21 protein-coding genes are annotated in these 20705 nt (G+C 67.9%); 16 read left to right on the top strand and 5 right to left on the bottom strand.

Annotated features, from left to right (window positions below):
- Nucleotides 1-5 precede the first annotated feature (5 nt).
- Nucleotides 6-227: a hypothetical protein gene (locus tag ACLD7X_RS05675; RefSeq protein ID WP_425625103.1), complete on the bottom strand. Its 222-nt coding sequence runs from the start codon at nt 225-227 to the stop codon at nt 6-8.
- Here ACLD7X_RS05675 and ACLD7X_RS05670 point away from each other — a divergent pair.
- From ACLD7X_RS05670 to ccsB, 8 genes are all read left to right on the top strand, one after another.
- On the top strand, nt 217-921 hold the full coding sequence (locus ACLD7X_RS05670) for a M15 family metallopeptidase (RefSeq protein ID WP_425625102.1): 705 nt from the start codon (nt 217-219) through the stop codon (nt 919-921). The genes ACLD7X_RS05675 and ACLD7X_RS05670 overlap by 11 nt on opposite strands.
- Nucleotides 921-3461 carry a U32 family peptidase gene (locus ACLD7X_RS05665; RefSeq protein WP_411422538.1) on the top strand — a complete coding sequence of 847 codons (2541 nt, stop codon included), beginning with the start codon at nt 921-923 and terminating at the stop codon, nt 3459-3461. The genes ACLD7X_RS05670 and ACLD7X_RS05665 overlap by 1 nt, the downstream gene beginning before the upstream one ends.
- An 89-nt stretch (nt 3462-3550) precedes the next feature.
- Nucleotides 3551-5359 carry a translational GTPase TypA gene (gene typA / locus ACLD7X_RS05660; RefSeq protein WP_411422537.1) on the top strand — a complete coding sequence of 603 codons (1809 nt, stop codon included), beginning with the start codon at nt 3551-3553 and terminating at the stop codon, nt 5357-5359.
- A 20-nt stretch (nt 5360-5379) separates the two neighbouring features.
- Nucleotides 5380-5823 carry a DUF309 domain-containing protein gene (locus ACLD7X_RS05655; RefSeq protein ID WP_411422536.1) on the top strand — a complete coding sequence of 148 codons (444 nt, stop codon included), beginning with the start codon at nt 5380-5382 and terminating at the stop codon, nt 5821-5823.
- Nucleotides 5824-5851: 28 nt separating this feature from the next.
- On the top strand, nt 5852-6343 hold the full coding sequence (locus ACLD7X_RS05650) for an LptA/OstA family protein (protein WP_412006672.1): 492 nt from the start codon (nt 5852-5854) through the stop codon (nt 6341-6343).
- On the top strand, nt 6340-7068 hold the full coding sequence (lptB, locus tag ACLD7X_RS05645) for an LPS export ABC transporter ATP-binding protein (protein WP_411422534.1): 729 nt from the start codon (nt 6340-6342) through the stop codon (nt 7066-7068). The genes ACLD7X_RS05650 and lptB overlap by 4 nt, the downstream gene beginning before the upstream one ends.
- Nucleotides 7065-8255: an LptF/LptG family permease gene (locus ACLD7X_RS05640; protein WP_411422533.1), complete on the top strand. Its 1191-nt coding sequence runs from the start codon at nt 7065-7067 to the stop codon at nt 8253-8255. The genes lptB and ACLD7X_RS05640 overlap by 4 nt, the downstream gene beginning before the upstream one ends.
- Before the next feature lie 59 nt (nt 8256-8314).
- On the top strand, nt 8315-9241 hold the full coding sequence (gene ccsB, locus ACLD7X_RS05635; protein WP_411422561.1) for a c-type cytochrome biogenesis protein CcsB: 927 nt from the start codon (nt 8315-8317) through the stop codon (nt 9239-9241).
- Nucleotides 9242-9349: 108 nt separating this feature from the next.
- Here ccsB and rpe read toward each other — a convergent pair whose 3' ends face one another.
- Entirely contained in the window at nt 9350-10033 is a 684-nt protein-coding gene (gene rpe / locus ACLD7X_RS05630) for a ribulose-phosphate 3-epimerase (protein WP_411422532.1), read from the bottom strand.
- A 199-nt stretch (nt 10034-10232) separates the two neighbouring features.
- Between rpe and glpX the strand changes: the two genes are divergently transcribed.
- The 7 genes from glpX (at nt 10233) to ACLD7X_RS05595 (ending at nt 17358) form a co-directional block, all read left to right on the top strand.
- A complete protein-coding gene (gene glpX / locus ACLD7X_RS05625) occupies nt 10233-11237 on the top strand; it encodes a class II fructose-bisphosphatase (protein ID WP_411422531.1) in 1005 nt (334 codons plus the stop codon).
- Nucleotides 11238-11271: 34 nt separating this feature from the next.
- Nucleotides 11272-12582, top strand: coding sequence for a glutamyl-tRNA reductase (locus tag ACLD7X_RS05620; RefSeq protein ID WP_411422530.1), 1311 nt, complete (start codon nt 11272-11274; stop codon nt 12580-12582).
- A 135-nt stretch (nt 12583-12717) separates the two neighbouring features.
- On the top strand, nt 12718-14013 hold the full coding sequence (locus ACLD7X_RS05615; RefSeq protein ID WP_411422529.1) for a glucose-1-phosphate adenylyltransferase: 1296 nt from the start codon (nt 12718-12720) through the stop codon (nt 14011-14013).
- Nucleotides 14014-14283: 270 nt separating this feature from the next.
- On the top strand, nt 14284-15705 hold the full coding sequence (gene gndA, locus ACLD7X_RS05610) for an NADP-dependent phosphogluconate dehydrogenase (RefSeq protein WP_411422528.1): 1422 nt from the start codon (nt 14284-14286) through the stop codon (nt 15703-15705).
- A 9-nt stretch (nt 15706-15714) separates the two neighbouring features.
- Nucleotides 15715-16440, top strand: coding sequence for a 6-phosphogluconolactonase (pgl, locus tag ACLD7X_RS05605; protein ID WP_411422527.1), 726 nt, complete (start codon nt 15715-15717; stop codon nt 16438-16440).
- Nucleotides 16437-16979: a CIA30 family protein gene (locus ACLD7X_RS05600; RefSeq protein ID WP_411422526.1), complete on the top strand. Its 543-nt coding sequence runs from the start codon at nt 16437-16439 to the stop codon at nt 16977-16979. Before pgl ends, ACLD7X_RS05600 begins: the two co-directional genes overlap by 4 nt.
- The gene (locus ACLD7X_RS05595; protein WP_411422525.1) at nt 16966-17358 is read left to right on the top strand and encodes a hypothetical protein; all 393 of its coding nucleotides are present in this window, start codon (nt 16966-16968) and stop codon (nt 17356-17358) included. Before ACLD7X_RS05600 ends, ACLD7X_RS05595 begins: the two co-directional genes overlap by 14 nt.
- 1 nt (nt 17359) lies before the next feature.
- Here the strand turns inward: ACLD7X_RS05595 and ilvD are convergent, their stop codons facing one another.
- From ilvD to upp, 3 genes are read right to left on the bottom strand one after another with little or no spacing between them, the layout of a single operon-like run.
- Entirely contained in the window at nt 17360-19036 is a 1677-nt protein-coding gene (gene ilvD / locus ACLD7X_RS05590; protein WP_411422524.1) for a dihydroxy-acid dehydratase, read from the bottom strand.
- Between the two features lie 29 nt (nt 19037-19065).
- A complete protein-coding gene (locus tag ACLD7X_RS05585) occupies nt 19066-19413 on the bottom strand; it encodes a hypothetical protein (RefSeq protein WP_411422523.1) in 348 nt (115 codons plus the stop codon).
- A gap of 24 nt (nt 19414-19437) precedes the next feature.
- A complete protein-coding gene (upp, locus tag ACLD7X_RS05580) occupies nt 19438-20115 on the bottom strand; it encodes a uracil phosphoribosyltransferase (RefSeq protein ID WP_412006671.1) in 678 nt (225 codons plus the stop codon).
- 38 nt (nt 20116-20153) lie between these two features.
- Between upp and ACLD7X_RS05575 the strand changes: the two genes are divergently transcribed.
- Nucleotides 20154-20705 carry a pentapeptide repeat-containing protein gene (locus ACLD7X_RS05575; protein WP_411422521.1) on the top strand — a complete coding sequence of 184 codons (552 nt, stop codon included), beginning with the start codon at nt 20154-20156 and terminating at the stop codon, nt 20703-20705.

Raw genomic sequence — 20705 nt, 5'->3', positions numbered from 1 at the left:
GAATCTCAAGGGGTGATCGGTGCCAGGCGGCAGGGCGCGGGCGGAGCAGCGGACGGGTCCTCAGGCAGGTCGTCAGACCGGTCCTCAGGCCGGTCCGGGATGGGGTTCGATCGCGGGTCGGGCCAGAGGTCGGGCCGGAGTCGGGCGGGGAGGTCGGCCTTGACGCCCCTGCGCAGCGGCAGCCGCGCCAGCTCCCGCAGGGCCTCCGGGACAACGGTGGAGGACATTCCGGTCGCCCGGCGCTCCGTACCGGCGACGCCGAAGGGTCCCGGACTGCTTGGACGGCTGGCCCTGGGGGCCGGAGCCATGGCCATCGTGGCCGCTGGCCTGGCGCTCGTCTTCCCCCAGCCCCTGCGGCGGCTGCTGGCACCTCCCCCGGTCGCCGGCCTCACTGCCCGCCCAGGAGCCGATGGACGCCTGCTCGGCCATTTCCCCTACCCGGAAGCACCTGCCAGCGCGCTGGTGAGCGTCGGCCCGGGCCAGCGCCTGCGCCGCGATGCGGCCGAGGCCCTGGAGGCGATGCGCCGGGCCGCCGCCGCTGATGGCATCGAGCTGGAACTCCTCAGCGCCTTCCGTTCCCAGGACCTGCAGAAGACGATTTTCTTCGACGTCAAGTCGGAACGGAATCAGAAGGCCGTGGAACGGGCCCAGGTGAGTGCCCCGCCGGGGTTCTCGGAGCACAGCACCGGCTACGCCGTCGATCTCGGTGACGCGCGGATGCCCCACACCCATCTCAGCCCGAGCTTCGACCAGACCGAGGCGTTCGCCTGGCTCGAGAAGCATGCGGCCCGCCACCACTTCATTCTTTCGTTCCCACCTGACAACCGCCAGGGCGTGAGTTACGAGCCCTGGCACTGGCGCTTCGAGGGCAGCGGCGAGGCGCTGCAGCTGTTCGAGCCGGCCCAGAGGCTGGCCCGCTGATGCAGCCCTTCCAGCCTCAGCGGAATCCGGAACTCCTGGCTCCCGCCGGGCACTGGGAGGCCCTGCGGGCGGCGGCGGCGAGCGGTGCCGATGCCGTCTACTTCGGGGTGGATGCCTTCAACGCCCGCATGCGGGCGGCCAATTTCCGGCGCCGCGAGCTGCCGGCGATCGTCGACTGGCTGCACCGTCGGGGCCTGAGGGCCTACCTGACCCTCAATGTGCTGATCTTCACCGACGAGCTCGAGGAAGCCGGGGAGCTGGTGCTGGAGGCGAGCCATGCCGGAGTGGATGCCTTGATCGTGCAGGACATCGGCCTGGCCCGGCTGGCCGGAATGCTCGCGCCCGAGCTGGCGGTGCACGCCTCCACCCAGATGTCGATCACCAGCGCCGCCGGCGTGGCCCAGGCCGCCGCCCTGGGTTGCCGCATGGTCGTGCTGGCGCGGGAACTCAGCTTGCAGGACTTGGAGCGCATCCAGCAGCAGCTGCTGGCCCGGGACCTCGTCGTGCCGCTGGAGGTGTTCGTGCATGGAGCGCTCTGTGTGGCCTACTCGGGCCAGTGCCTCACCAGCGAGGCCCTGGGACAGCGCAGCGCCAACCGGGGCGAGTGTGCCCAGGCCTGCCGTCTCCCCTACCAACTCGTTGTCGATGGGGTGGAGCGGGACCTCGGGGATCGGCGCTACCTGCTCTCCCCGCAGGATCTGGCGGCCTGGGACGTGCTGCCGAAGCTGCGGGAGCTGGGCATCGCCAGCCTCAAGATCGAGGGTCGCCTCAAGGACGCCAGCTATGTGGCTGCCGTCACCCAGGCCTACCGCCAGGGGCTCGACCGGCTCGCGCAAGGCGCGGTGCCCGAGCCGATGGACGCCGAGCGGCGCAGGGATCTGGAGCTGAGCTTTTCACGGGGTCTGTCCACCGGCTGGTTCGAGGGGGTCAACCACCGCCAGTTGGTGCATGCGCGCTGGAGCAAGAAGCGCGGTCCGGAACTCGGGGTGCTGCAACGGATCGAACCGTCAGGCTGGTGGCTGCTGGACACCGACGCCAGCCTCAAGCCGGGTGATGGCGTCGTGTTCGAAGCTGCCGGCGGCTCCCCCCTCACCGCGCCGCTGGAAGTCGGAGGCCGGGTCATGGCCGTCCAGCAGCGGGGTGAGGGACGGCTGGCCGTGCGCCTGGGCCCCGGGCGGATCGCCGGGGAGGGCCTGCCGCCGGGCAGTCCCTGCTGGCTCACGAGTGACCCCGAGCGGGAACGGCGCTGGAGCCGCCTGGCCGGGAGCGAACCGCCCGAGCGGCGGCGGCCCCTGCATCTGCTGGTGCAAGGGCGAAGGCAGCAGGTGCTGACGGTGCGCACGGTGGGACAGCCGGGGGGCGACCTGGAGGTGTGCAGCACGATCGCCCTCGTGCCGGCCGAGGGCGCCGGTCTCGATGCGCCGCGCCTTCAGGCCCAGCTCGGGCGCCTCGGCGGCAGCGGATGGTCGCTGGACACCCTGACCGTGGAGCTCGCCGATGGCCCCCTGTTCCTGCCCGTGGCGGAGCTGAACCGGATCCGCCGGCGGCTGGTCGCGCTACTGGACGCCCGGACTGGCGACCATGCCACCGATCGGAGCGTCGGCAACCCGGCTGAACCGCTCACGCCACTGCAGGCGCTGATGCGGCTGCAGCCCCCTCAGCCGGAGGGTTGCGGCGATGACGCGGCGCCGCAGGATCCCCATCTGGTGGTGCTGGTGCGGAGCCTGGAGCAGCTGCGGGCCCTGCGCCACGCGCCGGTCCACGCGGTGATGGCCGACCTGGAGCAGCCCCGCGAGCTCCGGGAGGCCGTGGCGATCGGGCAGGGGTGCTGGCCCGGGGGACTCTGGCTCGCCGGCCCCCGCATTGTGCGTCCCGACGAAGCCTGGAGCCTGGAGCCGCTGCTGCGGGCCCGACCGGATGGCTACCTGGTGCGCAATGCGGACCAACTGGAGCGGCTGACCCCGGAGGCACCCTGCATCGGCGATTTCAGCCTCAATGTCTCCAATCCCCTCAGCCTCGGATGGTTCCTGGAGCGCTGGGGCCTGCACCGTGTCACCGCCAGCCACGATCTCGACCTGCAGCAGCTGCTGGGGCTGCTGGTGGGTTCACCCCCGGGAAGTGTGGAGATCACGGTTCATCAGCACATGCCGCTGTTCCACATGGAGCACTGCCTGTTCTGCGCCTTTCTCTCCGACGGGCACGACCACACGGATTGCGGCAGGCCCTGCGAGCAGCACACCGTGCTGCTGCGTGATCGCAGCGGAGCCGAGCACCCCCTCAGGGCCGACCTGGGCTGCCGCAACACCCTGTTCAACGCCCGTGCCCAGAGTGCGGCCGAGGCTCTGCCGCAGCTCCTGGCGGGAGGTGCGCGCCACTTCCGCATCGAGCTGCTGGATGAGGACGCCACCGCAACCCGTCGTCGGGTCGTGGCGTACCGCGAGGCGCTGGCTGGACGCCTCAGTGGGCGTCAGCTGTGGCAGCAGGAACGGCTCGAAAGCCGGCTGGGGGTGACGCGCGGCAGCCTCAGGGCCAGGGCCTGAACTGCGGGAAACCGCCCGGTGGGGACCTCAGGGTGCATGGGATAGAGTGGCCGCTTGGCTTCATCCGTAACCGTAGGAATTCTCAATCTATGAGCGGCGCACATCCAGGCACGCCGATTCGCAACATTGCGATCATTGCCCACGTCGACCACGGCAAGACCACCCTCGTCGACGCGCTGCTCGCCCAGTCCGGCATCTTCCGCGACAACGAGGCGGTCCCCACCTGCGTCATGGACTCCAACGACCTGGAGCGTGAGCGGGGTATCACCATCCTCTCGAAGAACACGGCGGTCGATTACGAGGGGATTCGCATCAACATCGTCGACACCCCCGGCCACGCCGACTTCGGCGGTGAAGTGGAGCGGGTTCTCGGCATGGTGGATGGCTGTCTGCTGATCGTGGACGCCAACGAGGGGCCGATGCCCCAGACCCGTTTCGTGCTCAAAAAGGCCCTGGAAAAGGGTCTGAGGCCGATCGTCTTCGTCAACAAGATCGACCGGGCCCGGGTGGATCCCGAGGTCGCGGTCGACAAGGTGCTCGACCTCTTCCTGGAACTGGGCGCCGACGACGACCAGTGCGACTTTCCCTACCTGTTCGGCAGTGGCATGGGCGGCTACGCCAAGCCGGACATGAAGACCGACAGCGACACGATGCGTCCGCTGTTCGATGCCATTCTCCGGCACGTCCCGCCGCCGGTGGGTGATCCCGCCAAGCCCCTGCAGCTTCAGGTCACCACCCTCGACTACAGCGACTTCCTCGGTCGCATCATGATCGGGCGGATCCACAACGGCACCATCAAGGCCGGCCAACCGGCTGCCCTGCTGCGCGATGACGGCAGCGTCAAGCGCGGCCGGATCAGCAAGCTGCTCGGCTTCCAGGGCCTGCAGCGGGTCGAGATCGAGCAGGCCAGCGCCGGCGATCTGGTGGCCGTCGCTGGATTCGACGAAGTCAACATCGGCGAGACCATCGCCTGTCCGGACAACCCGGAAGCCCTGCCCTTGATCAAGGTGGACGAACCCACCCTGCAGATGACCTTCGTGGTCAACGATTCCCCCTTCGCGGGCAAGGAAGGGAAGTTCGTCACCAGCCGGCAGATCCGTGACCGTCTGCAGAAGGAACTGCTCACCAATGTCGCCCTGCGGGTCGAGGACACCGACTCACCCGACCGCTGGTCCGTCAGCGGGCGTGGCGAACTGCACCTCGGCATCCTGATCGAAACGATGCGGCGGGAAGGCTATGAATTCCAGGTGAGCCAACCCCAGGTCATCTTCCGCACCATCGACGGCACCCCCAGCGAGCCCTACGAGACCCTGGTGCTCGATGTGCCCGAGGCGGCCGTGGGTGCCTGCATCGAAAAGCTGGGCGTCCGCAAGGCGGAAATGCAGAACATGGAAAACACCAACGACGGGCGGACCCAGCTCGAGTTCGTGGTTCCCGCCAGGGGCCTGATCGGCTTCCGGGGCGAGTTCATCCGTGCCACCCGGGGCGAGGGGATCATGAGCCACTCCTTCCTGGATTACCGGCCGATGCAGGGGGACTTCGACGCCCGCCGCAATGGGGTGCTGATCGCCTTCGAGGAAGGCACCGCCACCTTCTATGCCCTCAAGAATGCCGAGGATCGCGGCCAGTTCTTCATCACCCCGGGCACCAAGGTGTACAAGGGCATGATCATCGGTGAGAACAACCGGCCCCAGGATCTCGAGATCAATGTCTGCAAGGCGAAGCAGCTCACCAACATGCGCTCCGCCGGCGCCGAGGAACTCGACACCCTCCAGGCTCCCGTGCAGATGACCCTGGAACGGGCCCTCGAGTACATCGGCCCCGATGAGATGCTCGAGGTCACCCCCGAGTCGATCCGGCTCCGCAAGCTGCCCGCCAGAAAGGCCGCCAAACGCTGAGCAGGGCAAGGGTTGAGGGCATGGGCTCAGCCGAAGCCATCGATCCGGCCCTGCCGACCGGCAGGGCCGGGGTCGACACCGAGGAGCTCGGCCTGCTGGCCGACCCACGGCTGGCCGTCGCCATCGACCAGTTCAACGCGGGCGACTGGTACGGCTGCCACGACGGCTTCGAGGAGCTGTGGCATGAGACGGCGGGTCTGTGCAGGCCCGTTCTGCAGGGCATCCTGCAGATCGCCGTGGGACAGCTCCATGCCGAGCGCGGCAACCGCCGTGGGGCGACGATCCTGACCGGCGAGGGGCTGGGTCGGCTGACCAGCGCACCGGACAGGGCTCTGGGCCTCGATCTGCTGGCCCTGCGTCAGACCGCCCGGACCTGGCTGAAGGCCCTGCAGGAAGGAACTCCCCTGGACGAGCTGCCCCCCCCGGTGCTGGCACGGCTTCAGGCCCCCGGGGGGGACTTGTAGATTGCTTCGAGCCGTCGGCTCCGGCCCCTTGCCACTGCCCGCGATCCGTCACGCCACCCTCGGTCTGCTCGGCCTCTGCCTGATTGCTCTGCCGGGCCTTCCCGCCCACCCGCAGCCGAACACCACCGCCCCCGGCGATGGGCCCGTCACGACCCCGGTGACGGGAATCGTGTCGATCGAATCCGACCTGCAGAAGGCCGACAATGCCACGGGCATCCTCACCGCCACGGGAAACGTTCGCATCCTCTATCCCGATCAGCGGGTCGTCGCGACGGCGCGGCAGGCCCAGTACTTCAGCCGGGAGGGCCGGTTGGTGCTGAGCGGCGATGTGGACGTGGTGCAGGGTGACGGTCACAGCATCCGGGCTGAACAGCTGACCTATCTGGTGCAGAACGAACGGCTCCTCGCCCAGCCGTCCCCCGGTGAACAGGTGATCACCCGCTACCGGCTGGACACCACCCCCCCGGCCGCCACGCCCGCGGGAGCCGACCTGCCGCCAGGGGATGCCCCCCGGCCATGACGCTGGAGCTGAAGGATGTGGTCCTGGCCATCGGTGGCCGGGTTCTGGTCAACCGTGTATCGCTCCATCTGGAACCCGGCGAAGTGGTCGGCCTGCTCGGACCGAATGGGGCCGGCAAGACCACGACCTTCGGCCTGGTCACCGGATTGATCCGACCTGACGCAGGCCAGGTGCTCCTGGACGGGCGGGATATCGGCCGTCTGCCGATGCCCACCCGGGCCCGCCTCGGCATCGGCTACCTGCCCCAGGAGCCCAGCGTGTTCCGTCAGCTCAGCGTGCGCGACAACCTGCGTCTGGCGCTCGAGGCGAGCCACACGCCCCGCCCTCTGCGCCGTGAGCGACTGGAGAATCTGATCGCAGACTTTCACCTCGGACCCTTCCAGGCCCGCCGCGGCTTCCAGCTCTCAGGTGGCGAGCGTCGCCGTACCGAGGTGGCCCGGGCCCTGGCCGTCGGCGCCGAGGGGCCCCGCTATCTGCTGCTCGACGAACCCTTTGCCGGGGTTGATCCGATCGCCGTGGCCGACCTGCAGCAGTTGATCGAACAACTGCGCCATCGGGGCATGGGGCTGCTGATCACGGACCACAACGTGCGGGAGACGCTGGCGATCACTGATCGGGCCTACATCCTCTCGGAGGGCGCGATTCTGGCGTCCGGCAGTTCGCGCGAGGTGGGGAATGATCCCCTCGTGAGACGCCATTACCTCGGGGAGGGCTTCCGCCTGTGACACAGCTCCACGCCGCCGGTGCCTCCGCCCGCCACCGCCTGCTGGCGCCCTGGCGTCGCCTGCCCCTGGTGGATCGCTGGATGCTCGGGGAGCTCATCGCTCCGCTGATCTTCGGTGTCGCTGCCTTCACCGCGGTGTCCCTCTCGGTGGGTTCGGTGTTCGAGCTGGTGCGACGCGTGGCCGAATCCGGCCTGCCCCTCGATGTGGCGCTGCAGATTCTGGTGCTGGAGCTGCCCTCGTTCCTGGTGCTCTCCTTCCCGATGGCCACCCTGATGGCCAGCCTGCTGACCTACAGCAAGCTCTCGGGCAACAGCGAACTGACGGCCCTGCGCAGCATCGGGGTGCCCACCTGGCGGATGGTGGTGCCGGCCGTGGCCCTCTCCCTGGTGATGACGTTGCTCACCTTCGCCTTCAACGAGGCGATCGTGCCCCGCACTCTCTCCCAGGCCGATGCCACCTTGAACCGGGCGATCGGCCGTGCCGTGGCCGGCGAGGAAAAGGACGACGTGCTCTTCTCCAAGTTCGGGCGGGTGGAGATGCCGGACGGCGACTCCGAGAAGGGGCTGACCCACATCTTCTATGCCCGCCGCTTCAAGCAGGGGGTGATGGAGGATGTGACCCTCCTGGATCTGAGCCGATCAGCCAACAGGCTGCTGCTGAGGGCCAACCAGGCCCGCTGGAGTGACCGGGAGGCTCAGTGGGAATTTCTCGATGGGCAGATCATCGGCGTTGGCGGCGGATCGGTCGAATCGATCACCACGGCCCGGTTCGATCGTTACCTGTACCCCCTGGGCAACCAGCCGATCAGGGTGGCCAAGCTGCCGCATGATGCCAATGAGATGACGATCGGCCAGGCCCGCACCGCCGAACGGTTGCTGCGCGAATCAGGTGACGCCCAGGCGGCGCGGAAGCTCAGGGTGCGCATCCAGGAGAAGTTCTCCTTCCCGGCCGTCTGTCTGGTGTTCGGCCTGATGGGCAGCAGCCTCGGCGGCCGGCCCCATTCCCGCCGCAGCCGCAGCCAGGGTTTCGGCCTGACCGTGCTGTTGATCTTCGGCTATTACCTGGTGGCCTTCAGCTTCAGTTCCCTCGGCGTGAAGGGAACCCTGCAGCCCGTCCTGTCGGCCTGGCTGCCCGTGCTGATCGGGCTGGGAACGGCCCTGATCCTGTTGCGGCAGGCCAGTCGGTAGCAGCGAGTCACCGTGAACAGCCAGACTGGGCCGGCATCTCCCTGTCACCCTTGCCGAACCTGCTGCACGATCCAGTCCTGGGCCTGGGGCTCGCGGCCTTCGCCCTGCTGCTGCTGGTGCTTCCCCTGTCCTTCTGGTCCCTGAGCGGGGGGCGCAGCAGCGGTCTGGTGAGGATCCTGGTTGCCAGCGCCAACCTCTGCCTCACCGCCCAGCTCGTGCTGCGCTGGATCGACTCCGGTCACTTCCCGATCAGCAATCTCTACGAGTCACTCTGTTTCCTGGCCTGGGGATGCACCCTCACCCAGCTGCTGGTGGAACGCTCCTGGCCCTCACCGCTGGTGCCGGCCGCCGCCACCCCGGTGGCGCTGGGATGCGTGGCCTTCGCCAGCTTCGCTCTGCCGGAGCGGCTTCAGGAGGCCTCACCGCTGGTGCCGGCCCTGCGCTCGAGCTGGCTGGTCATGCACGTGAGCGTGATCATGCTGAGCTATGCGGCCCTGCTGGTGGGCTCGCTGCTCTCCCTGGCGGTGCTGTTCACCGAACGGGGGCAGGAGCTGCAGCTGCGCAGCAGCTCGATCGGCAGCGGCGGCTACCGCCAGGCCCAGCTGGCGGCCGACGGGCCGGGCGCGATGGCTGCCCCGATGAAGCTGCGCAGCGTGGCGATCTCCCTGGCCGAGCAGCTGGATTCGCTCAGCTACCGCACGATCACGGTGGGCTTCCTGTTGCTGTCGGTCGGCCTGGTCAGCGGCGCCGTCTGGGCCAACGAGGCCTGGGGCAGCTGGTGGAGCTGGGACCCCAAGGAAACCTGGGCCCTGATCTGCTGGCTGGTGTACGCGGCGTACCTGCACACGCGGCTGATCCGCGGTTGGCAGGGGCGGAAACCGGCGATCGTGGCCTCGGTGGGACTGGTGGTGATCGTGGTCTGCTACATCGGCGTCAACCTGCTGGGCATCGGCCTGCACAGCTACGGCTGGTTCTTCGAGAGCTGAACCGTCCCTGAACCCACCGCTGCCCCGGGCACCAGACCATGAAAAAACTCCCCCCGGATCGCGGGGGGAGTGTGATCTCGCCCGTCAGGCTGACGTTGGCGTGGCTGCTCAGGCGGCCACGGGTGCCGGCCGGCGGCTGTTGCGGATCCCGGTGATCGCCTCGGCGTAACTCGGCTGGTTGAAGACACCGGAGCCGCTCACGATGGCGTTGGCCCCGGCCTCGATCACCTTCCAGGCGTTCTCGGCCTTGATGCCGCCATCCACCTCGATCCAGGGATCGAGGCCCTTGGCCTCGCACATGCGGCGCAGGTCACGGATCTTGTCCACCTGGCTGTCGATGAAGCTCTGCCCTCCGAAACCGGGGTTGACGCTCATCACCAGCACGAGGTCACAGAGCTCGAGGCAGTACTCCAGGGTGTCGATGGGGGTGCTGGGGTTGAGCACGGCGCCGGCCATCTTGCCCAGATCCCTGATCTGGGCAAGGTTGCGGTGCAGGTGGGGACAGGCCTCGACCTGCACCGAGATGATGTCGGCGCCGGCCTTGGCGAATTCGGGAACGTACCGCTCGGGCTCGACGATCATCAGATGGACGTCGAGGGGCTTGGTCGTGACCGGCCGGAGCGCCTGCACGATCAGCGGACCGATCGTGATGTTCGGCACGAACCGGCCGTCCATCACGTCCACGTGGATCCAGTCCGCACCGGCCTGATCCACGGCACGCACGTCATCCCCGAGCCGGGAGAAGTCGGCGGAAAGAATCGAGGGCGACACCACCAGGGACTTGGTGCTCATGCTGCGGCCAGGGGCAGGGGAAGGCCGATTGTAGGTAGGGCACCGGCGGCCACCCGCCGGAGGGCTGGCGGCCGCCGCGCGCCCGGGGAAGGCTGGATGGATGCCGCTGATACAGTGATGACCGCTTCTTTCCTGAAATGCCGTGCAGCAGCTGGCATCTCAGGTCCCCTTCCGAAGCCTCCACCCTTGCCGGACCACTGTGGATCGCACCCTCATCCAGGAAATTCTCGAGGTCGTTGAACAGGCCGCCATCGCGTCAGCGGAGCTGACCGGTCTGGGCCAGAAAGACGAGGCGGACGCCGCTGCGGTGGAGGCGATGCGCAAGCGGATGGGTCAGATCCAGATGCAGGGACGGATCGTCATCGGCGAGGGCGAGCGCGACGAGGCGCCGATGCTCTACATCGGCGAGGAAGTGGGCAGTGGCACGGGCCCCGGTGTCGACTTCGCAGTGGATCCCTGCGAGGGCACCAACCTCTGCGCCAACAACCAGCGCGGTTCGATGGCCGTGCTGGCGGCCTCCGACCGGGGCGGCCTGTTCAACGCGCCCGACTTCTACATGAACAAGCTGGCCGCTCCCCCGGCCGCCAAGGGCAAGGTGGACATCCGCAAGAGTGCCACCGAAAACATCGAGATCCTCAGCCAGTGCCTCGGCCTCGCCAAGAGTGAGCTGGTGATCGTGGTCATGGACCGGGCCCGTCACAAGGGCCTGATCGCCGAGATCCGGGCCACCGGTGCCCGCGTGCAGCCCATCTCCGACGGTGACGTGCAGGCTGCGATCGCCTGTGGCTTCGCCGGCACCGGCACCCATTGCCTGATGGGCATCGGGGCAGCTCCTGAGGGGGTGATCTCCGCCGCCGCCATGCGGGCCCTCGGTGGCCACTTCCAGGGCCAGCTCGTCTATGACCCAGCTGTGGCCCAGACCAAGGAGTGGGAGGGGCTGACCCGGGAAGGCAACCTTGCCCGCCTGGCCGAGATGGGCATCACCGATCCGGACAAGATCTATGAAGCCGAGGAGCTCGCTTCCGGCGAAAACGTGGTGTTCGCCGGAAGCGGCATCACCGATGGTCTGCTCTTCGACGGCGTCAAGTTCGAGAAAGATTGCACCCGTACGAGTTCGCTGGTGATCAGCACCCTCGACAACACCGCCCGCTTCACCAACACCGTGCACATCAAGCCCGGTGCCCAGAGCATCGCGCTGCGCTGATCAAGTTCTGGTCAGCCCAACGCGAGCAGCCACCATGCACATCGCAGTCGTCGGACTGAGCCATCGCACGGCTCCGGTGGAGATCCGTGAGAGGCTCAGCATCCCGGAGCAGGCCATGGATGCCTCGCTCCAGCAGCTGCGCAGCGATGATCAGGTGCTCGAGGCCTCAATCCTCAGCACCTGCAACCGCCTCGAGATCTACACCCTGCTCCGCCATCCGGAGCACGGCATCTCGGCCGTGGGGCAGTTCCTCAGCCAGCATTCCGGGCTGGCCGTCGATGAGCTCACCCCCCACCTGTTCACCTACCACCATGAGGAGGCCGTGGGCCACCTGCTGCGGGTCGCGGCAGGACTCGACTCCCTTGTGCTCGGCGAGGGGCAGATTCTCTCGCAGGTGAAGAAGATGGTGCGCCTCGGCCAGGAGCACCGCTCCGTGGGGCCGATCCTCAACCGGTTGCTCAACCAGGCCGTGAGCACCGGCAAGCGGGTGCGCACCGAGACCAACCTGGGCACCGGCGCCGTCTCGATCAGTTCGGCCGCCGTGGAACTGGCCCAGCTCAAGGTGGGCCAGAGCCGGGGCGTGGATGAACTCGTCCCGCTCGACCAGGAGCAGGTGGCCGTGGTGGGCGCCGGCCGCATGGCCCGCCTGCTTCTGCAGCATCTCCAGGCCAAGGGCTGCAGGGGGGTCGTGCTGCTCAACCGCACGGTCGCCCGGGCCGAACAGCTGGCGGCGGACTTTCCCACGCTGCCGGTGCAGTGCCGTCCGCTCGAGGACCTGGACCATTGCCTCAGCACCTGCTCGCTGGTGTTCACCAGCACCGGTGCGGAGGATCCGATCATCACGGCAGAGCGGCTGGCGGGCCTGAACCGTCGCAGCTCCCTGATGCTGGTGGACATCGGCGTACCGAGGAACATCTCCCCGGACACGACGGAGCTGCCGGGGGTTCAGGCATTCGACGTGGACGATCTCCAGGAGGTCGTGGCGCGCAACCAGGAGGCGCGGCGTGAAATGGCCGCGGAGGCTGAAGGTCTCCTCGACGAGGAAGCACGGCTCTTCCTGGAGTGGTGGGATGGCCTGGAGGCCGTGCCGGTGGTGAACCGGTTGCGGCGCCACCTGGAGGAGATCCGCGAGCAGGAACTGCAGAAAGCCCTCAGCCGCATGGGTCCCGATCTCTCCGCCCGGGAACGGAAGGTGGTGGAGGCCCTGAGCAAGGGCATCGTCAACAAGATCCTCCACACCCCGGTGACCAACATCCGGGCACCCCAGCCGCGCCCCCAACGCCATACGGCCATGCGGGTTCTGGAGGATCTGTTCGAGCTGCGGGATGAGCTGCAGGACGGCTGAACCGGGGCGTCACCTCCCCTTGGCCTACCCCTGCAGGGTCACTGCAACAGTTCATGCCGGCGGTGACCCCGGCACTCGCCCCAGGGCCGCACGCTCCAGTACGGTCCCCCCAACAGGAGGAAGGAATCAGAAACAATGAAACGTGTTCTCGCCATCATTCTGGGAGGGGGTGCTGGAACCCGCCTCTATCCGCTCACCAAGATGCGGGCAAAGCCGGCTGTTCCTCTGGCCGGCAAGTACCGCCTGATCGACATTCCAATCAGCAACTGCATCAACTCCCAGATCAACAAGATCTATGTGTTGACGCAGTTCAACAGCGCTTCCCTGAACCGCCACCTCACGATGACCTACAACCTCTCGGCCGGATTCGGCCAGGGGTTCGTGGAAGTTCTGGCCGCCCAGCAGACCCCGGACAGCCCCAGCTGGTTTGAGGGCACCGCCGATGCGGTCCGGAAGTACCAGTGGCTCTTCCAGGAGTGGGATGTGGACCACTACCTGATCCTCTCCGGTGACCAGCTCTACCGGATGGACTACAGCAGTTTCGTGCAGCATCACATCGACACGGGTGCCGATCTCTCCGTCGGTGCCCTGCCGGTGGATCCTGGGCAGGCCGAGTCCTTCGGCCTGATGCGCACCGACAGCGACGGCCGCATCCAGGAGTTCCGCGAAAAGCCGAAGGGTGAAGACCTGGAGGCCATGCGCGTCAACACCGAGAGTCTTGGACTCTCCCGTGAAGAGGCGCAGCGACGTCCCCATCTGGCCTCGATGGGGATCTACGTGTTCAGCCGCGACACCCTCTTCGATCTGCTCAACTCCCACTCCTCCTTCACCGATTTCGGCAAGGAAATCATCCCGGCCTCGCTGGCCCGTGGGGATCGTCTGCAGAGTTACCTGTTCGACGATTACTGGGAGGATATCGGTACGATTGGAGCCTTCTACGAGGCCAACCTCGCGCTCACCCAGCAGCCAAATCCGCCATTCTCGTTCTACGACGAGAAATTCCCGATCTACACCCGCCCGAGGTACCTCCCACCGAGCAAGCTTCAGGATGCCCAGGTGACCGAGTCGATCATCGGTGAGGGATCTCTGTTGAAATCCTGCAGCATCCACCACTGTGTGCTGGGGGTACGGTCCCGCGTGGAGGACGAAGTGGTGCTTCAGGACACCCTCGTGATGGGCTCGGATTATTTCGAATCCTCCGAGGAGCGCCTCACATTGCGCCAGCGCGGCGGCATTCCGATGGGGGTCGGGAAGGGAACAACCGTCAAAGGGGCGATCCTCGACAAGAACGTGCGCATCGGCACGAACGTCACCATCGTCAACAGGGACCGCATCGAGGAGGCGGACCGTCCCGAGCTGAACTTCTACATCCGCAACGGGATCGTCGTGGTGGTCAAGAACGGCACGATTGCCGATGGGACGGTGATCTGAACCTGACACCACCCTGCTCTTGGGCGGCCTCCCTCCCCACCCACGACCCCGGGTGCCGCGCAGCTCCGGCGCAGCGCCTGGCCCACCGCCAGCCCATGACGCCTCTCCCCACGGCAGCGGGCCCTGAGCAGGGTTTGTGCCGGGCGCCAGAAGCCTCCCATCAGCCTCCTCAGGCCAGGAGATGCTGACAACCAGCGCTTCAGTTGTGACGGATCGGCACCGCCCGTGGATGGTCTGGCCACACTGTGCGGGAAGCCACGGACCTCGTACATGGGCACGGCACATTTCGGCCTGATCGGCCTTGGGGTGATGGGCGAAAACCTGGTGCTCAATGCTGAGCGGAATGGGTTTTCCTCCGTCGTCTACAACCGCACCTACGCCAAGACGGAGGCCTTTCTCCAGGGCCGGGGGGCCGGCAAGGACATCGTCGGAGCCAGAACCCTCGAAGAGTTCGTGGCCACGCTGGAACGCCCCCGCCGCATCCTGATGATGGTGAAGGCCGGGCAGCCCGTGGATGACACCATCGCCTCCATCTCACCGCTTCTGGAGGAGGGAGATCTGCTGATCGACGGCGGCAATTCCCTCTACACAGACACGGAGCGGCGTGTCGCCGAACTCGAAAGCAAGAGCTTCGGTTACATCGGCATGGGGGTCTCGGGAGGGGCCAAGGGTGCCCTCGAGGGACCCAGCATGATGCCCGGGGGGACACGCACCGCCTATGACGCGATCGAATCCCTGGTGCGCAAGATGGCCGCCCAGGTGGACGACGGTCCGTGTGTCACCTACATCGGACCGGGCGGGGCCGGGCACTTCGTCAAGACGGTGCACAACGGCATCGAATACGGCATCGAACAGATCCTGGCGGAGGCCTACGACCTGATGAAGCGGGTCGGTGGCATGGACGGGGACGCGATGGCCGATGTTCTGGCGCACTGGAACACCACCGAGGAACTCGCCTCCTTCCTGGTGGAGATCACGGAGGTGTGTCTGCGCACCAAGGATCCGGCCGGCGGCGGCGATCTGGTGGAAGTCATCGTCGACGCCGCCGGCCAGAAGGGGACCGGGCTCTGGACCGTGGTCAGCGCCCTGGAGATGGGAGTCCCGGTTCCCACCATCTATGCGGCCCTCAATGCCCGGGTTCTGAGTTCGCTGCGTCCCGAGCGTCTGGCCGCCGAGGCCGTGATCGCGGCACCGCCCGCCGGGGGGGCCATGGATCTCGGCGACCCCGCCGCCGGTCTGCCGCCGCTGATGGATGCCTGCATTGCCGCCTGCATCGTCAGCTACGGCCAGGGGATGGCCCTGCTGCAGGAGGCGTCCCGGCTGCATGACTACGCCCTGGACTTCGCGGCGATCGGCCAGATCTGGAAGGGGGGCTGCATCATCCGGGCCCGGCTGCTGCAGCGGATCCAGAACGCCTACACCGCCGATCCGGCGCTCCCCAACCTGATGCTCGATCCCTGGTTCGCCGAGCAGATCAACCGGCGGCTGCCGGGACTGCGACGCATCGTGGCCGGTGCAGCCATGGCCGGCATTCCGGTGCCCTGCCTGTCGAGCACGCTCGACTACATCGACAGTTACCGCAGCGGGCGGCTGCCCCAGAACCTCGTGCAGGCGATGCGCGACTGCTTCGGCTCCCACACCTATGAGCGCCTCGATCAGCCCGGGGCGTTCCACACTGAGTGGATCAGCTGAGACGCCAGGATGCCCAACGCCACCGCCTACAGGGTTGAACGGGTCGAAGCCGGCGAAGCCCTGGCGCGTCGGGCCGCCGAACTGATCGCCACGGGCATCGATCTGAGCCTGGCCGAGCGGGACCGCTGCCGCATTGCCCTGGCCGGTGGCAGCACGCCCGAGGCGTCCTACGCCAAGCTCGGCGGCCAGCACCTGCCCTGGAACCGGGTGGACGTGCTGCTGGGGGATGAACGGTGGGTGCCCGCCGATGACCCCGCCAGCAATGCCCTGATGCTGCGCCGCAGTCTGCTGGCCCAGGAGCCCGGCCGCGGAGCCTGCCTCCACCCCGTCCCCACGGCGATGGCCACCCCCGAGGAGGGGGCGGCGGCCTACGCCGAGCTGATCCGCCTCCTCTGTCCCGGGGAACCGCCGGTGCTCGATCTCGTGCTGCTCGGGCTCGGTGATGATGGTCACACCGCCTCCCTGTTTCCCGGCACGGACGCCCCGGCGGTGACCGACCGGCTGGTGACGGTCGGCATGGGGAAGGGACTGCCGCGGATCACGATGACCGTGCCGCTCCTGTCCGCGGCGCGCCATGTCATCTTTCTCGTCAGCGGCGGCGGCAAGGCGGAGGCCCTGCGGCGGCTGCTCGATCCAACCGAGAGTGCTGAGCGGACCCCGGCGCGGCGGGTACAGCCGTCCACGACGATCACCGTGCTGGCCGACAATGCAGCGGCGGCGTTGCTGAACGATTGATCCAGATTGCGGCAGGCGACGGGTTCAGCGGCTGGCATGCCCTGAACGACACGATCATGGGCGGTCGCAGCCAGGGTGTCTGCCAGGCCGGTGCGGCTGGTCTGCAGTTCCAGGGCTTGCTGGTGGAGGAAGGAGGGGGCTTCGTGAGCTGCCGCTCGCCGCTCTTCTCGCCCCCGCTGGATCTCTCGGCCGCGGAGGGGCTCGAACTGGAGCTGCGCGGTGAGGGGAGAACCTTCAAGCTCGCCGTGGCCTGCGCGGATGGACTGGCCGGCCTGACGGAACTCATCCCCGGCGGACTGCGCTGGGTGGCGGGATTCGGGACCGAACCCGAGGGCATGACCCGCCTGCGCATTCCATTCGCCAGCCTTCGCCCATCGGTGCGGGCACGCCCGGTGGGATTGCCGCTCCGCTTCGACCCCAGCCGCGTCAGCCGGGTCCAGCTGCTCCACTCCCGCTTCGGTGACGATGGAAGCCCCAACCCCGGCTTCAAGGCCGGTCCGATCCAGTTCACCCTTCAGGCCCTGCGTGCCTACCCCTGAGCCGCCACCACTCCCCAACACCGATCTGGCCCAGCTGGTGGCCGCAGCGGCAGACCTCTGTCGCAAGCCACTGCGCCATGCCGTGCTGCCTGGCCAGCCTGGTGAGGTGCCTCGCATCGAGGACTGCTGCCTGAAGATCGAGGTGCGGGGCCCGGATGGGGAACGCCTGCCCCGGGAGGATCTCGAGCTGGAGCTCTACCGCAGTGGCGGCCAGCTGAACCTGACCCTCGCCTGGGCGACGGAGCCCGAACGTCCGATGCTGTGGCATGGACTCCATCCGGTCTGGATGGCAGGCGAGACCGGGCAGCGCTGTGCCAGGCCCCTCGACGGCGCACCCCTGGAAGCCCTGGCCCGGCGGCTACGGGCCCTGCTGGCCTGATTCAGAACAGGTCCTGGTCGGTCAGGGCGCCCTGGCTGCTGCTGCCGACCAGGCGGGCGTACTTGCCCAGCACTCCCGTGCGGTAGCGGGGTGCCGGTCTGACCCAGCTGGATCGACGACGCTCCAGCTCCTCGTCGGGCACGTTCAGCTGGATCAGCAGCTGGTGGGCATCCACGGTGATGCTGTCGCCCTCCTGCACCAGGCCGATGGTGCCGCCGACGGCCGCCTCCGGCGCCACGTGTCCCACCACCAGGCCGTAGGAACCGCCGGAGAAGCGTCCGTCGGTGATCAGGGCCACCGATTCGCCTAGGCCCTGGCCGATGATCGCCGCCGTCGGGCTGAGCATTTCCCGCATGCCGGGGCCGCCGACGGGACCCTCGTTGCGCACCACCACCACGTCGCCGGCCTGGATCCGCTCCGCCAGGATGGCCTCGAGGCAGGACTCCTCACTCTCGAAGACCCGGGCCGGGCCGGTGATGACCGGGGTCTTGACGCCGGAGATCTTGGCAACGGCCCCCTCGACGGCCAGGTTGCCCTTGAGGATGGCGAGGTGCCCGCGGGCATAGAGGGGGTTGCTGAGCGGCCGGATCACGTCCTGGTCGGCGGGGGGTTCACTGGGGACGTCAGCCAGAACCTCGCGGATGGTCTTGCCTTCGATCGTGCGGCAGTCACCGTGCAGCAGCCCGGCATCGAGCAGCAGCTTCATCACCTGGGGAATGCCACCCGCCTGGTGGAGGTTGACCGTGACATAGCGACCGCTGGGTTTGAGGTCGCAGATCACCGGGACCCGCTGACGGATGCGCTCGAAGTCGTCGATGCTGAGCGGCACCCCCGCGGTGCGGGCGATGGCCAGAAGGTGCAGCACCGAGTTGGTCGAGCCCCCCACCGCCATGATCACGGCGATGGCATTCTCGAGGGCCTCCCGGGTGATCAGATCCCGGGGGCGGATGTCCTTGGCGATCGCCTCGACCAGAACTTCGGCGGAACGGGCGGCGCTCTCTGCCTTCTCCGGATCTTCCGCCGCCATGGTGGAGCTGTAGGGCAGGCTGAGGCCCAGCACCTCGAAGGCGGAGCTCATCGTGTTGGCGGTGAACATCCCGCCACAGCTGCCGGCCCCTGGACAGGCGTTCTTCTCGATGGCGGTGAGTTGCTCCTCATCGATCCGGCCACCGGAGAATTGACCCACGGCCTCGAAGGCACTCACCACGGTGAGATCACAGGGCCCGAGTCGGCCCGGCTTGATGGTGCCGCCGTACACGAAGATGGCCGGAATGTTCATACGGGCCATGGCCAGCATGGCGCCGGGCATGTTCTTGTCGCAGCCCCCGATCGCCAGCAGGCCATCCATGCTCTGGGCGTTGCAGGCCGTCTCGATCGAATCGGCGATCACCTCCCGGCTCACCAGGGAGTACTTCATCCCCTCGGTGCCCATGGAGATGCCATCACTGACGGTGATCGTGCCGAACGTCTGGGGCATGGCACCGGCCGCCTGGGCCGCGTGCTCGGCACGCCGGGTGAGATCGTTGAGCCCCAGATTGCAGGGGGTGATGGTGCTGTAACCGTTGGCGATGCCGATGATGGGCTTGCCGAAGTCGTCATCGCCGAAGCCGACGGCCCGCAGCATGGCCCTGTTGGGCGACCGCTGGACGCCCTGGGTGATTGCATCGGAACGGAGCATGGCCGCAGAGGGGAGTGCCTGCAGGCAACCTACCGGCCGGTGGCCAAGGCCTCGAGCTGCCGACGCACGTCGTCGATGGCCTCATTGAGCTGGTGAACCTTGCTGTGCAGCTCCTGCTCCGTGGGGGAAGCCGCGAACCGGGCCGGGGGAACGCCGTCGAGGGCGCCACCGCTCTCCTGATAGCGCGACAGCCGCAGAACCCTCTGCTGGCGGGCATGCAGGCGGCGCTTCTCCGCCTCGGACAACAGCCACCAGGCCAGCCCCGCCGCTCCCAGCACCGCCCCGGCCAGAGCGCTGGCCAGCACCATCGACCTGCTGCCGGAGGGTCCGGAGGCAGTGCCGCGGAAACCGCCAGGATCGGCTTGCGGAGCGACCATCAGAAGCGGATAACTGAAGCCAGCCTAGGCAGGGGCGACGGCCGAATCCACGGGGAGATCGCCGCTGGAGGGCCGGGCCTGGAGCGAGATCCCGAACAGGCGCTCTTCCACGTTGCCGATGCCGGGGTCGATGGCGGAGGAGGGGCTCAGTCCAGCGTCGATGCAGGCGGTGTAGATCGTCAGCGTCGGACAGCGTTCACCCAGCAACTTCAAGCCAGCCGACGAGGCCAGGGCGGTGATCACCCGCAGCCGCTCGCCCGTGACCGAGCGCTGGGCCAGGGCGTCGAGCAGGTTGGCCAGGGAGTCCCCGCTGGCGATCTCCGGGGTGAAGACCAGCACACCACAGCGGGTCTCGATGCTGTCCGGCAGGGTCCTGCCGTGGCGATCGACATGGAGCACGCGGGCCGCCGGGATCACGGCCCGGGCCCCGTCCCAGAGCCCCAGACCGGCCCGAAGCACGGGCAGAGCCAAAATCGGCACGGCGGGGTCGACGATGGACCCCTCCGTATCCCCCTGGCATCCAGGGATGGGGATGGTGCGCTGGGGCAGCCAGTCCCGCAGGGCCTCGTAGGTGAGCCAGCGGCCCAGCTCGAGGGTGGCCGTGGCGTAGAGGGCCGGGGGGGTGGACCGGTCGCGCAGCACGCTGAGCCAGTGGCCGATGAGGGGATGGGGGGGAACCACCACCCGCAGGGTCATGCCCATGGTTGCCATAACTTTGGTCTCACCGTAGGGCTGCGTGCATGGTCCAGTTCCGTTTCGCCCTGTCGGGGCTGGGCAGGTTGACGGCCCATCTGCTGAATCTGTCGCGGGGGGGGCTGGTTCTGGGGGTGCTGCTGGCGGTGCTGGCCCTGGGCGCCCCCCCCGCCTCTGCCATCACCGCGCCGGAACTGCGGGCTCAGAAGGCCGTGCAGGATCTGCAGCCGGACATGCACGGCCGCAACCTCCAGCAGCAGGAATTCCTCAAGGCCAGCCTGGATGGGTTCGATTTCAGCGGTGCGGACCTGCGGGGCGCCGTGTTCAACGCCAGTTCGCTGCGCCAGGCCGACCTGAGCCATGCGGATCTGGGGGACGTGGTGGCCTTTGCGACCCGTTTCGATGGCAGCAACCTCTCCGGTGCCATCCTGCGCAACGCGATGCTGATGCAGAGCCGCTTCAGCGGCTCAGCGATCGAAGGTGCCGACTTCACCGATGCGGTGCTCGATCTGCCGGAGCAGAAAGCCCTCTGCGGCAGGGCCAGCGGCACCAATCCCACCACCGGGGTTTCCACCCGTGACAGCCTCGGCTGCCGCTGA

It is taken from the genome of Aphanothece microscopica RSMan92 (genome assembly GCF_046613545.2).
Taxonomy (GTDB): domain Bacteria; phylum Cyanobacteriota; class Cyanobacteriia; order PCC-6307; family Cyanobiaceae; genus NIES-981.
The sequence above is the reverse complement of the archived record's forward strand: the minus strand, read 5'-3'. Positions and strand labels throughout refer to the sequence as shown.